15 protein-coding genes and 1 tRNA gene are annotated in these 12753 nt (G+C 61.4%); 9 read left to right on the plus strand and 7 right to left on the minus strand.

Annotation, left to right across the window (positions count from 1 at the left end):
- Nucleotides 1-191 precede the first annotated feature (191 nt).
- Together BUS42_RS09005 and BUS42_RS09010 are read right to left on the minus strand one after the other, a co-directional pair.
- On the minus strand, nucleotides 192-1415 hold the full coding sequence (locus tag BUS42_RS09005) for an FG-GAP repeat domain-containing protein (RefSeq protein WP_074306620.1): 1224 nt from the start codon (nucleotides 1413-1415) through the stop codon (nucleotides 192-194).
- A 69-nt stretch (nucleotides 1416-1484) separates the two neighbouring features.
- A complete protein-coding gene (locus BUS42_RS09010; RefSeq protein WP_074306621.1) occupies nucleotides 1485-1805 on the minus strand; it encodes a hypothetical protein in 321 nt (106 codons plus the stop codon).
- Nucleotides 1806-2119: 314 nt separating this feature from the next.
- Here BUS42_RS09010 and BUS42_RS09015 point away from each other — a divergent pair, with 314 nt between their 5' ends.
- The gene (locus BUS42_RS09015) at nucleotides 2120-2812 is read left to right on the plus strand and encodes a 3-keto-disaccharide hydrolase (protein WP_074306622.1); all 693 of its coding nucleotides are present in this window, start codon (nucleotides 2120-2122) and stop codon (nucleotides 2810-2812) included.
- A 34-nt stretch (nucleotides 2813-2846) separates the two neighbouring features.
- Here BUS42_RS09015 and BUS42_RS09020 read toward each other — a convergent pair whose 3' ends face one another.
- Complete coding sequence (locus BUS42_RS09020; protein ID WP_074306623.1) at nucleotides 2847-3209, minus strand: rhodanese-like domain-containing protein; 363 nt, start codon at nucleotides 3207-3209, stop codon at nucleotides 2847-2849.
- A 394-nt stretch (nucleotides 3210-3603) separates the two neighbouring features.
- On the opposite strand from BUS42_RS09020, the gene BUS42_RS09025 reads away from it, so the two are divergent.
- The 6 genes from BUS42_RS09025 (at nucleotide 3604) to BUS42_RS09050 (ending at nucleotide 9799) form a co-directional block, all read left to right on the plus strand.
- Nucleotides 3604-4527, plus strand: coding sequence for an NAD(P)-dependent oxidoreductase (locus BUS42_RS09025; RefSeq protein WP_074306624.1), 924 nt, complete (start codon nucleotides 3604-3606; stop codon nucleotides 4525-4527).
- Between the two features lie 50 nt (nucleotides 4528-4577).
- A complete protein-coding gene (locus BUS42_RS09030; protein WP_074306625.1) occupies nucleotides 4578-5039 on the plus strand; it encodes a response regulator in 462 nt (153 codons plus the stop codon).
- 418 nt (nucleotides 5040-5457) lie between these two features.
- Nucleotides 5458-5742: a YbeD family protein gene (locus BUS42_RS09035; RefSeq protein WP_074306626.1), complete on the plus strand. Its 285-nt coding sequence runs from the start codon at nucleotides 5458-5460 to the stop codon at nucleotides 5740-5742.
- 159 nt (nucleotides 5743-5901) lie between these two features.
- On the plus strand, nucleotides 5902-7032 hold the full coding sequence (locus BUS42_RS09040; RefSeq protein ID WP_074306627.1) for an arsenate reductase/protein-tyrosine-phosphatase family protein: 1131 nt from the start codon (nucleotides 5902-5904) through the stop codon (nucleotides 7030-7032).
- Between the two features lie 471 nt (nucleotides 7033-7503).
- Nucleotides 7504-8736 carry a hypothetical protein gene (locus BUS42_RS09045; protein WP_143206274.1) on the plus strand — a complete coding sequence of 411 codons (1233 nt, stop codon included), beginning with the start codon at nucleotides 7504-7506 and terminating at the stop codon, nucleotides 8734-8736.
- A gap of 409 nt (nucleotides 8737-9145) precedes the next feature.
- Entirely contained in the window at nucleotides 9146-9799 is a 654-nt protein-coding gene (locus tag BUS42_RS09050) for a response regulator (protein WP_083670111.1), read from the plus strand.
- Nucleotides 9800-9904: 105 nt separating this feature from the next.
- Here the strand turns inward: BUS42_RS09050 and BUS42_RS09055 are convergent, their stop codons facing one another.
- The 4 genes from BUS42_RS09055 to BUS42_RS09070 form a co-directional block, all read right to left on the minus strand.
- Entirely contained in the window at nucleotides 9905-10387 is a 483-nt protein-coding gene (locus BUS42_RS09055; protein ID WP_074306628.1) for a VOC family protein, read from the minus strand.
- A 265-nt stretch (nucleotides 10388-10652) separates the two neighbouring features.
- Nucleotides 10653-10720: transfer RNA gene (locus BUS42_RS09060), tRNA-Arg, on the minus strand.
- Between the two features lie 137 nt (nucleotides 10721-10857).
- Nucleotides 10858-11430, minus strand: a complete 573-nt coding sequence (locus tag BUS42_RS09065; RefSeq protein WP_254053404.1) for a hypothetical protein — start codon at nucleotides 11428-11430, stop codon at nucleotides 10858-10860.
- Complete coding sequence (locus tag BUS42_RS09070; protein WP_074306629.1) at nucleotides 11427-11843, minus strand: HK97-gp10 family putative phage morphogenesis protein; 417 nt, start codon at nucleotides 11841-11843, stop codon at nucleotides 11427-11429. The genes BUS42_RS09065 and BUS42_RS09070 overlap by 4 nt, the downstream gene beginning before the upstream one ends.
- Before the next feature lie 107 nt (nucleotides 11844-11950).
- On the opposite strand from BUS42_RS09070, the gene BUS42_RS09075 reads away from it, so the two are divergent.
- Together BUS42_RS09075 and BUS42_RS09080 are read left to right on the plus strand one after the other, a co-directional pair.
- A complete protein-coding gene (locus BUS42_RS09075; protein ID WP_074306630.1) occupies nucleotides 11951-12205 on the plus strand; it encodes a hypothetical protein in 255 nt (84 codons plus the stop codon).
- Nucleotides 12198-12569: an HNH endonuclease signature motif containing protein gene (locus BUS42_RS09080; RefSeq protein WP_074306631.1), complete on the plus strand. Its 372-nt coding sequence runs from the start codon at nucleotides 12198-12200 to the stop codon at nucleotides 12567-12569. Before BUS42_RS09075 ends, BUS42_RS09080 begins: the two co-directional genes overlap by 8 nt.
- The last annotated feature ends 184 nt before the right edge of the window (nucleotides 12570-12753 follow it).

The raw sequence follows: 12753 nt of genomic DNA on the forward strand, positions 1-12753 counted from the left end.
TCTTGAGAGTGTCAACTGAGGGCAACAGGATAATGTAGAGAGCCTGAGTGGCTCGAACAAGCCCCCGCCCCATTCGTTCTTCGGAACGAGCGAGGGGCTCACTCGTTCCGAAGGCACCCGATCGGGGAGAGGAGCAGCCTGACGATCGCCCGCAACTTGGTGAGTTGGGAGCGATCGACAACGGCGGAAGATCAGTTCGCCTCGCCTCGGACGGCGGACTTGGACCCGCGGAGATTTTCGAGGAGGTAGAGTCCGCTCTTGCCGGGACAGACCAGGTCGATATCGCCATCCTGGTCGATGTCGATGGCGGTCATTTGCAGACCCGTGCCCACCGTACCCGCGGGAAAATCTTTCAAGGCGTCCCGCTTGGGGCCTTCAGGTGCATTCTTGGCGGCTTCCCCCTGGAAGAGGACCTGCTTGACCCAGGTCTGCTTCTTGGGATCGAAATCGTACGAGGCCACGACGGAGCCATCGGTCGCGCCCGGCTCGATTTCATGGGCATAGACACGTTTGCCGGTGACGAGCTCGTCACGGCCGTCGCCGTTGAGGTCGGCCCAGAGGAGCGTGTGGACCGACGCGATCGACTTATCGATCGCGTGCTTCTCCCAAGTTCGCTCGCCGTTGGGGCCTTTGGCTTGCTTCATCCAGTAGAGACCGTAGTCATGACCCACGCCGTAGACCAGGTCTGAGAGCCCGTCGCCGTCGACGTCACGCGCAAAGATCTGGATCCCGGTGGCGCCCAGGTTCCATTCGGGATGCCAGGTCCAGGTCTCCGCCTTGGGGTCGGAAGGCCCTTCGAACCAGCCCTTGGGGGTGAGGAGATCGACCCGGCCGTCGCCGTTGACATCGCCCGAGCCGACGCCATGGCCCGCCGCCTCGGTCCCGAAGTCACGCTTCTTCCAGACCGGCTTCGCGGCGGCCTGCTCGAGCTCATACCAAACGACCCGGGTGGTCACGTTGGGCAAGACGTCGGGCTTGCCGTCGCCGTTCAGGTCAACCAGGACCGCCGCCTCGCTGGTGCCGGGCAGATCGATTTCGTGATAGGTCCAATCTTTCCCCTTGGCTCCCGGGTTCTCGACCCATCCGACGTTCTTGCCGAAGTAAGCACACGTCACGAAATCCATCTTCTTGTCACCGTTGACGTCGATCGGCAGCGTCGCGAATTCGTTATAATACGTCCCCTGGCGAGTGACCTCGCGAACCTTGGAAGGTGTCCAACTCGGCGCCTGATACCAGGTGTCTCCCGAGACGATGTCTAATTGCCCATCGCCATCGACGTCGAAGACCCCCGCTGACTCGAAGCCGCTCTTACCATTGACCGTATGCGTCTTGAACGTTGGCTCCTCAGCGATGGCGACGGCGCTCATCAGGGAAACGCACGCGATGAGGGCGGGAATAGAACGGGCCATGGGCATCAATCGCACTCCTCGTAGGATTCCAGTCAAGGGTCGAGACCTCGGAATCGACCTCGATCAATCGATCAATCAATCGTCGTCTTCGTCGTCGGACTCATCATCAGGGTCGTCGGGATGGACCTCAAAGCCCAACGCTTGGGCGGCCGCCTCGATCACGCGGGTGGCCGGTCCCGGATCGGGGTCGTTCAACTCGAAATTGATCGCCTCGACGCGCAGGCCGTCAAGGACGGCGTAGCCGCGCAACCGCAAGGAACCAATTTCCAGCCAGGAAACACCGGTCGATTCGCGCGAGACCTCGACACGACCCGCGAGGGTCGAGAGTTGAGCCACCCAGTCGTCAAGGGTTCTCGGCGGGGTCTGCCAGTCAGGAATGGCGAGCAACTCGATCATGTCCAGTCTCAATCCCATCGGGGAACGGCAAAAATTCATCGGCCGACGTCGGAGCAGCTTCGCCTTCGCACTCCGCGTTCGTAACAAAGATAGAAGCCAATCACAAGCGACGTCCCCCTGGGACCGATCGCTTTCGCCCATCCCTAGTCGGCACAATCCCGAGCGGGCTAGCCCACTCCGAAATGCCCGACGATCCGAACCGGACGCCGGTGCGGTCCGTGAGTTGATTTCTTCCGCGCTCGCTCTCGGCTAGACTCCGCTCATCGCTTCGCATTGGCGATCGCGCCGCCACCCTTCATTCGAAAGGAATTCCGATGCCTCGAGTCTTCCGCATCCGAATGATCCTGACCGTCCTCGGTGTGAGCCTGTCGTTGGCTCTGACCGCGGCTGCACCCGAGCCAACGTCGAGCGCCCTCGACCAAGACCCGCAAGGCTGGATCAACCTACTCGATGGCGCCGGGCCTGAACTCAAGGGCTGGACGCGCGGTTCCATTCCCCCCGGAGGCAAACTCGACGCCGAATCGCAGTGGAAGCTCGACCCGCTGACCGGCATCCTGACGTGCGAAGGCACGGGAGGACACGACTGGGTGCGCTGGGACCGGGAGTTGGGGGACTTTATCTACCACGTCGAGTGGCGGTTCACACCAGTGGTCACGGGCAAGAAGGCGTATAACTCGGGAATCTATGTGCGGAACTCGGCGGACGCCAAGGTCTGGCACCAGGCCCAGACGGGCGACGCCAAAGGGGGTTACATTTTCGGCGACACCATGGTCCACGGTAAAATCGAGCGGGTCAACCTTTCCAAGCAGGTGCGGGATGGCCGGGTGAAGCCGGCCGGAGAATGGAATACCTTTGAGATTACCTGCAAGGGAAAGGACATGAGCCTCTGGGTCAATGGCGCCGTGACTCTCGACTGGCACGATTGCGAAGTGCCCACGGGTTTCGTCGGCCTCGAAGCAGAGCGTTACCGCATCGAGTTCCGCCAGGTGAAGGCCAAACCACTCTGACCTGAAGTGAGTTGAGTCGAGCGCGTGGCAAGGTTCAGTACCGCGGGACATCCGGGTCGACGTCGACCGACCAGGCTTCGATCCCGCCTTCGAGGTTGACCAGTCCGGACAGCCCTTGATGCGCCAGCCAACCGGCGGCTTGCCTGGATCGCACCCCCAGGTGGCAGTAAACGACCAAGAGCCGCTCCCCTTGAGCCGTCTTGATCTCTTCGAGACGGGTGGGGAGTTCCCCCATCGGCACGTGCAGATCGTGAGCCGTCGCCGGAATTGAGATCGCGCAGAACGCCCGCTCGACCGGCTCCCGTACGTCCAGGAGCAAAAATGGCTCACCGCGATCGAACCGAATTTTAAGTTCCTCGGCCGCGATACGACCGATGTCAGACATGGGATTGGGCATGGGCCGTCCAGATCGTTTCGTGACGCCGGAATCCTCAAACGGCGCAGAGCTGGTCTCAGCGGACGCTGAGTGAAAAGACCGAACCGCTCGCGCTTCGGGCCGTGCATTGTATCCGAATCGGGCAGGAGCTTGAATCCCGGAGATCAACGGGCTTGGGAAGCGACTCGGGCCGCGACCGCGACCGGAAGACCAGATTTATTCAGCGTTGTTTCATGTTTCGTGATTTCAGCCATCGCATGACAATCACCGTAAATGCCCTGGTTCTCGGAGTGCTCGCGGACTACCGTTCCGGCCGAGTATCCACCTATCATCGAAATCGTTCGTTTGGTAGGGTTTGAATCGAGCGGAGAAGTCTGGCGACATCAGGAAACGACTTAACTGTACGGGGTAGACGATGGCACTGGAGATCGCACCAGGGAAGACGCGGATTGGCTGGATCGGGACCGGAGTGATGGGCTCGTCGATGTGCGGGCACCTTCTGGCCGCGGGTTACCCGACCACGGTTTACAACCGGAGCCGGTCGAAGTCGAAGCCGCTGGTGGACCGAGGCGCGATTGAGGCCGATTCGCCCAAGAAGGTCGCGGAGTCATCCGACGTCATCTTCACGATCGTCGGATTTCCCGCAGACGTCCGGGAGGTCACGCTGGGGGCGGAGGGGACCTTGGCCGGTTCTCGAGCGGGCACGGTGCTGGTCGACATGACGACGAGCGAGCCTGCTCTGGCGCGTGAGATTTTTGAAGCGGCCCAGGCCAACGGGGTCCACTCGGTCGACGCTCCCGTCTCAGGGGGAGACATCGGTGCGCGCGAGGCGCGGCTCTCGATCATGATCGGTGGCGAGAAAGCGGTGGTTGAGCGGCTCGACCCCTTGTTCCAGCTCATGGGAAAAACGATCGTTCACCAAGGGCCCGCGGGCGCTGGCCAGCATACCAAGATGGTCAACCAGATCCTGATCGCGACGAACATGATCGGGGTCTGCGAGGCCTTGCTCTACGGCTACAAGGCGGGGCTCGACCTGAACCAGGTCATGCAGAGTGTGGGCAGCGGCGCGGCCGGCTCGTGGAGCCTGAACAATCTCGGCCCGCGAATGATCGCGGGGAATTTCGAGCCGGGGTTCTTCGTCGAGCACTTCTTGAAGGACATGGGAATCGCGCTGGCCGAATCCCGTCGGATGAACCTGGCGCTCCCCGGCCTCGCCCTGGCCGAACAGCTCTACCGCGCCGTGGCGGCTCAAGGTTTGGGGCGAAAGGGAACTCATGCTCTTTTGCTGGCGCTGGCCCAGCTTTCTCACGTCGATTGGAAGTCGTCGTCGTCGTCGTGATGACGCGTTCCCTGGGTTGCGATCGACGCCGTTAACGGAGTGACGATTCCGTGAGCACTCCCGAACCCGGCGATTCGCCCCGACCGACCCCGCAACGCATCCTCTTGGTTGAGGACAATGACGCCGCGAGCAAAGGCCTGTCCAAGTTTCTGATCGCGATGGGCTACGAAGTTCACGTGGTCATCGACGGCACCTCGGCCCTGGAAGCGTTACGGACGAGTCCCCCGCCTGACTTTGTCCTCACCGATTTACGACTTCCCGACCTCGACGGTCGGGAGGTCGCCTTGAGGGCCCGCCAGCTCGTTCCAGCCCCCCGGATCGCGCTGATTACCGGATGGGATCTCGAACGTGACCTCCGAGACAAGGCGTCATGGGGAATTGATTGGGTCTTCACCAAGCCATTGGATGTCAACGAACTCCTCTTGAAACTGCGAGAAGTTCCTGAGTCCCCCGTGCCCCCCACCACGCGATCACAAGCACCGAGTTACGAAGGCGGCGAGGGAACACCTTGAGCCGCGCGGATGAGTCGGGTATGATGTCGAGCTTTGACGAACTATGAAAAATGTTCGGTCGAAAGTGGTCCGCCGAAGCCCCTGAGGAGAACGCATGGCCAGCCGCCGTCGAGGGAAGGGTCGCCGCAAAGTCGGACGGAAGAAGCGCCGCATGCGCAGCAGGATCCGGCACCGAAAGAAATAGGCCGATTCCGATCCACCCTGCATCCGTTTCTTTTTTTTCCGTTGCGGCGTGGACCGAAGAAGACGCCAAGAAAACAACCTCGCCCCGGCGGGCTTTCGAGCCTGGCGGGGTTTTTTCCGTTGGTGCTTCAGCGCCTGCCGGTATGCGATTTCGCGTTGGCGAATGCCAACACGGGTCGTACGATTGAGGAGAGCCAGTCTTGACCGCCCGTGAACCGGGTGAAGGAGCCGACCCATGGATACGCGCCCATCGCTCGACTTGTTGGAATCCACCCATTTTTTTCCGGGCGTCTACCGGATCAAGGCCATCGGAATCACCGATGAGAACTTCGAGGCCCGCGTCATCGAAGTCGTCGGCTTACAACTGGCAAGCCCGTCGGAAATCGATTACACGGTCCGGACGACGCCAGGGGGCCGACACATCGCGATTACGATCGACGCGACCGTGCAATCCGCGCAACAGGTGCGCGAGATCTACGCCTTACTTGGTGAACTCAAGGGATTAACGCTCCTCTTCTGATCGGATCCACCACGCCTCCGCCACGATTTTTCTCGGGGCGCCGACCTGGGTTGATCTGGTTGCAATCGCGCCCATCGAGTAGCCTGAGGAGCAGGCCCAAGGCCGCGAGTCAACCCACTGAAGGGACTCGCTCTCGTCACTCCAGAGCCACTTGAAACGATGACCGAGTCGTCCTCGCAGCCGGAGCGGATTGATCTGGCGCAGGCCGATGATCGGCGCGACGTTGTCCACCGCGCCGTGGCTTGCCTGGCCCAAGGGGGGCTCGTCGGCCTCTCGACCGAGACGGTCTACGGCGTGGCCGCCAGCGCCTTGCAACCCGATGCCGTGGCCCGACTCCGGCAAATCAAGGGGGGCGATGAGCCGGTCCCACTCACACTCCTGCTGAAAGGCCCCGTCGAAGTGGCCGACTGGGTTCCCGGCCTGAGCGCACTCGGCTGGCGACTCGCGCGCAGAGCATGGCCAGGGCCGGTCACCTTGATCTTTCCCAAGGCCGACTCGCGCGGACTGGCGTTGCGCCTTCCCGAAAGCGTCCGACCGCTGATCTTCCCCGATGGCGCGGTTGCACTCCGCTCGCCCGCCCACCCGTTGATTCGCGAAATCCTCCGGCTCCTCCCCGCGCCCCTGGTCATCTCCCGAGGTGTGGGACCCGGCGGCCGGGTCGCGACGACGGTCGAAGATCTCGACCCGATCAGCGGGCTCTCCCTGATCCTGGACGACGGCCCCACCCGACTGGGCAATGTCTCGACATCCGTCGTCGTGGAAGGGGATCGCTACCGAGTCGTCCGTCCCGGGGTTGTCGACGCATCGTACCTGACCCGCATGGCAGGGACGATCATCATGTTTATCTGCACAGGAAACACCTGCCGCAGCCCCATGGCCGAAGCGATCTGTAAGGCCCTATTGTCCCAGCGGCTCGGGTGTTCGATCGACGACCTTGAGGAGCGTGGTTTCGTCATCCTTTCCGCGGGGATCGCAACCTCGAACGGAATGCCGGCCGCCGCTCACGCCGTCGAAGTCGTCCGCGCCCGCGGCGGCTCGCTGCAACACCACGCCAGCCGCCAGCTCACCCCCGACATGATTCGCCACGCCGACTATCTGGTGACCATGACCAACGACCATCTCGAGGCCCTGCTCGACCAGGTCCCCGAGTGCGCACCGCATGCTCGCCTGCTTCATCCTCATGGTGACGACGTCGCCGATCCGGTCGGCGCCGATCGCGAAACCTATCAGCGCACCGCTCGCATGATCGAGGCCTACCTGGTCCAATTGCTCGACGACCTGGGCCTGTAAGCCAACGAACCACGCGTCTCCCCCTTGTCCCCCCCCTCCAAAACTCGGCCCAACAACCAGGGACCCGCGACGCGTTCGAGTCGTGCAATGAAGTTCCCCTTGCGCGAACTTCGCGTTGGAACAGGTTGATTTCCGTCAAAATCTCGTGGATAAAGTCTCACGCATCGTGTTCAATGACGTGAATGAACCGCTTGATTTGACGGCGATTAACGCCGATTCATGTCATTGCTTGCAGATCTGTAAACAGGGTTCCTGCGCGGGGAGCGTTTCGATGATGAAGCGACGATGGTTTGTCGGGATCGCGTGCCTGGAAATGGCCTGTCTCATCGCTCATCCCCCGGCCGTGCAAGGGCGGCGGCTCCGTCCTCGGAAGAGGTGGCGCTCGCGGCCGTCGACGCCAGCAAATCCGAGCGTTACGAAGACTTGGCCAAGACGATGCATCCCGAGGCCCTGAGGGAGTTTCGATCGACAATGTCGGTACTCCTCGATGCGGCGTCCAAGGCCAAGCAATCGTCGCAGGTCCTTGCGCTCTTCGAGGGCGTCAAAAGTGCTGATGACTTAAAGAAGCTCGATGACTTGGCGTTCTTTACGTCGTTCGTGCGACACGAGTTGAAAGTTAAGCCGGAGCTCAAGGAGGCCCTGGCCAAGATGACGGTGCAGACGCTTGGCCACGTCCCCGACGGAAAGGCGTTGCAACACGTCGTCTATCGAACGAACCTGCCATTCAGCGGCAAGAATATTGATACCGTGAAAGTGATTAGCCTCCGAAAGAATGGGGAAACCTGGGGCATGCTCCTCAGTGGGACTGTCGAGGCGACGATTGAGTCATTGAAACTGCGAGTGAAGGGGAAATCCGAATTTCCTCAATTCAACTACGCCGCGAGCAAGGTCGAGCCGTTGGGACAACTCCCCGAGGGCGAGCAAAAAGCCCACGTGGTCTACCGGCTGACCACGCCGCTCGGGAATTCCAAGGTGACAAAGATCGAGGTGCTCAGTCTGGACGAAACCGATCCAGGCTGGAGCGTGCTGAAGACCGGCAAGACGGACAATCTCACCACCCTGATCGAGCAGAGCATCGGAATCCGAAAGGTCGCGCAGCCTGACCTGCAAAAGGGGCCATCGGCGATGGTACTCGCCACCTCCGACTTTCCCGACCCGGCGTCGCTCCCTCGGACCAACCCGAAAATCTTGGGGCGGTCCGCCTCGAAACGGTCGAAGACGGGCTATTCTCGCGATGAGGTGGACGACCTCCCCACGTCGTTCTTCGGCGGTGATCGCGACCGGTTTCACGACGTGGCTTCAAAAGGCGGCGTCCTGGTCGGGGTTCGCGTGAGCTATGTGACGAAGTTCGGTGGTCGCAAGATCAGCTCGGTGCAGCCGATCTACCGGTCGGGCGAGGTCCTTCGCGAGGGTGGAGTGTACGGGCAAGTGCTCAGCCCATTGACGACCGCCATCGCCAAGCCGGGCTACGGGGTCGGAGCCTTGAAGACGCACACCGGGCTCACGGTCGATGGCTTCGGGATGGTCTTCATGAAGATCGATGATAACCACCTCAACCCGAGTGATACATACAACTCACCGTGGCTGGGTGATCGAAATGGGGGGAGTCCGAAAGACGTGGAGAGCGACGGCAGCATTCCCGTCGGGCTGCAAGGGCGCGCGGGGAAAGAGGTCAATGCGCTGGGGCTAATCCTTTTGAAGTAGTCCTGGTCGTGCCGGACAAGCCGCTGCTCCCCATCGAACCGGGTGGGGAGCAACCCAAGAGAGAATCTCCCGCCCATCGTTTTGTACCCCCCTTCGGCCGGTCAGCCTACCTCGAGCTCGGAGAGGCGTGTCTTTGTCACCCGCACTCAAATGGTTCGAGTCGTTTCAGAATCATCGCTTGCGTTGGGCGAGTCGGCGACGGAGACTGACAGGAGGGCGAAGTCATCGAATCGAAGAACGTGAATCCGCTGTTTGAGAAATCCATGGCTTTTGCAAACCGAAAAGGCGAATTCTTCCGACACTCGAACTGAATCGGTCACCTAAAACGGGACTGTGGTGATCGGACTCGATCCGCTTTTCGTCAAAGAGGCCCTCATGCGCCGATGACCAACCCATCGGAGAATCGTCCGTGCCCAATATCCGCGTCGTCCTTGCCGATGACCACAATCTCCTCCGGGCCGGCATCCGCGCCCTCCTTGAGGATCAGCAGGGAATCGAGGTCATCGCCGAGGCCGCCGATGGCCGCGCGGCGCTCGAACTGGTTGAGACGCTCCGTCCCGACATCGTCCTGATGGACATCGCCATGCCGGGATTAAGTGGGTTGGACGTGGCGGCGCGGCTCCAGCACGAGCAGTCCGAGGTCAAAGTGATCATTCTCACGATGCACAATGACGAGGCTTATGTCCGTCGCGCCATCCTGGCAGGTGCGTCGGGTTACTTATTGAAAGACTCGGACACCGAGGAACTCGGGCTGGCGTTGCGCGCCGTGGCGCGGGGAGAGACCTATCTAAGCCCGGCCGTCTCCAAACATCTCGTGGCCGACTATCGCAGGCAGGCCGCCACGGAAACGGGGCTCGCCGGTGGTCTCACCCAGCGGCAACTCGAAGTGCTCCGTCAAGTCGCCGAGGGAAAGACCACCAAGGCGATTGCCCAAAATCTGGGCCTCAGCATCAAGACCGTCGAGTCGCATCGCACCTTGCTGATGGAACGGTTGGGCATTCACGACGTCGCCGGCTTAGTCCGTTACGCCATCCGGGTGGGGCTCATCACATCCGACGAATAGAAGCGTGCGTCACACCGCACCGCCGCCGAGACAGAGGCCAAGAGACCGTTGCGTCTCGTTGACCTCCCGCTCGGCGGGTTTCGCCAACTTCGTCGGAAACCGGCCTTACTCCGAGCCGCAAGGCTGCCCGCCAAAGGCAGCGGCCATCCGCGCCTGCATCTGCTCGGGCGTAAGGTCCTCGAGGTGCTCGGCAATGGACCAATTGTGTCCGAACGGGTCCACGAGCGTGCCGTAGCGGTCGCCCCAGAACATGTCGGCCAATGGCATCCGCACGGTCGCGCCCGCGGCGACGGCCCGGTCAAACGCGGCGTTGGCGTCGGTCACGTAGAGGTGGATCGTCACGGGCGAACTCCCGTTCGGTCCCGTCGCTCCATGTTCGGGGAACTCGTCCGCCAGGAACAGCCGCGAGTCGCCAATCTTGAGCTCGGCATGCCCAAGCTTCACCTGCCCGTCCGGCCCGGGAAAGGGCATCCGGCCCAACTCCTCCGCGCCGAAGGCCTTCTTATAAAACTCGATCGCCTCGGATGCACCTTTGACCACCAAGTGCGGAGTGATTGCGTGATGACCGGCAGGAATTGGATGAGCCATGGTTCCCTCAAGATTGAAGGCTTCAGATCCCAACCTTTCCTGTTCACACGAACAGGTTTTGGGTCGGATTCGTGTTTACAAACATGGAATCGGAATCCTGTCAACGTCTGTACAGTTATTTCGAAAAAAAACGCATTATCCGCATGACGGCATGCAGATATGGCCCCCAGCAAAGCCGTGCCTCCACGGATTTCCAGTGAACAAACGACCAGAAGCAACCTCAGCCCAATAAAAAACCCCTGGTTTCCCAGGGGTTTTTTGTCAGTACACCCGGTAGGACTCGAACCTACAACCTTCGGTTCCGAAGACCGACATACCAGCAAATCCCCATGTCTTCGTGTCACTCCAACTGGCGAATTGTCAAAGGGTTGCGGCGAATTGAGGTTGCGACTAACGTCAAATAATACCACTGATTTAGCCCAGAATCAAGACGTAGAACGACAGTTAGAACGACTCTCGCAAGCGACCGCTTATAGAACATCTGAACTTGAAAACGCGGCTTCCCCCGCCTGCCGACGCGCTTCCGCCCTCCTCTGACGTCGCGTTGCGTTGCCCCTCACCGCGGCTTCACTTCGCTGTGCGGGAGTGAGAAGCTTTTTCTTCTTCGCCTTAGGAGGGGGTTTGATCCGCTTGTCTTTCACGACGGTCCGGCCGAACAGGAGCAACGGCTTGGCGTCCTCTCCGAGGATGAGCACGTCGAGCGGCCCCAGGTCCCGGGACGGCAACTCCTCCATCCAAGGCCAACGCATCTCGTGGCGGTGCCTCGGTACTCGAACGAACCTAGGGGCATTCCAGGGTTGCGACCAGCGCGGCACCTCGTTGGGCCCATGCTCGATGATGACGACCTCGAGCACCGTCGCACCCCATGGGGTCAACGTCCACACACAATCGGCGGATGCTCCCCAGGGTTCCACCAGGCCGAGGACTTGCAAGCCGGCCAATGTCTCGAGCGCATGCCCGGCCGCCACAAGGTCGGCAATCGGGGACCATGCCAGGGGAGCGGCAATGATCGCTTCGAGCGCGGCGAGTTCGGGGTCTGTCACGCCTTGGCCTCCCGCTCGATGCCCTTGGCCACCAGGTCCATGATCGTCGCCACGGCCTCGGGCGCCTTGGCCCTGAACGCGTTCTCCATGAAGTGCCGGCCCTCCATGTTCTTCGTCCCGAACTCCTGGAAGCCCCCGTAGAATGTCGCCCCCTTGAAGTTGTGGTCGCCGATCCGGACCTCGAGCGAGATCACCCCGCGCTTCCGTTTCGTCGCGGCCCTGATCTTGATCGCGGCCGCCATCAGGCCCGTCTTGCGCGGAGCGGCCGTCTTGGCCGCGTCCCTGATCGGCACCAACCCTTTGCGAAGCGCCTGGCGGATCACCTTCTTGGCGAGCTTCGGCTCAAGCTCCCGGAAGGCCCGTTGGATCTCCTTCACACCGGAGACCTTGAACCTGATCGTGTTCTTGCCCATGCAATTCAAGCCTCTCGCGCACCGGCTTACTCGCCCTTGCCTATTCTATCAGGGTAGAATGGCAATGTGTTCAGTCGTACCATTTGCTCCCGACTTGGGATGAACCCATGACAGCGCAGACCGAGGAAACTCCCGAAGACGAACAGACTGCCGCCGGTTTCATGTCCCTGATCGCCCACGACTGCGACGCGCCCGAGGCCGAGAAGGACACCATCGAGTTCGAGGACATGATCGGTGGCATCCGGACGATCGGCCGGGCCGCCCACGTCGAGGATGGCGAGTTGATGGGGCCGACGATTGAGTTGGTGGGCCGTCTGGCCTATGCCGCGGGGAAGGCGATCGAGGGGAGCGACCATGCCTAAGCGCATCCCCACGTTCCGCCCGGCTTGGATGCCGAAGCCCGAGGTCAAGAAGAAGGAGGATCAGGCCCGGTATGACCGACGGCCCGAACGTCGGGAGGACAATGCGTTCTACACGGGCTCGCCCTGGCGGAAGCTCAAGACATCAAAGCTCAGGCAGGATCCGCTCTGCCAGCGCTGCAGCACGCCCGCCCGCCCGGTTGCCGCGACCATCGTCCACCACATCAAGGAACGGAAAGACTTCCCGGACCTCGAGCTCGATTGGGATAACCTCGAGAGCGTCTGTGCGTCCTGCCATGGCACCCACCACGGGTACGGGAACAAGGGACGAGCCGAGCGAGCGAGCGCGTCTGACGGCACCTCCTGACCCACCCTCGCCCTCCTGACCCCCAGGGGGGGAGGTCATTTGCTACCACCTCGAACCATCCCACCGACGCGGGCAGCGCGCACGTTTTTTGACGAAATTCGGGACCTTTTTCCTGGCGCTCTGATGCGATTGATGCGTCGGTGATTTTGAGCAATCAAAAATAATTCTTTGATTGGACAAAATT

It is taken from the genome of Singulisphaera sp. GP187, assembly GCF_900129635.1.
Classification (GTDB): domain Bacteria; phylum Planctomycetota; class Planctomycetia; order Isosphaerales; family Isosphaeraceae; genus Singulisphaera.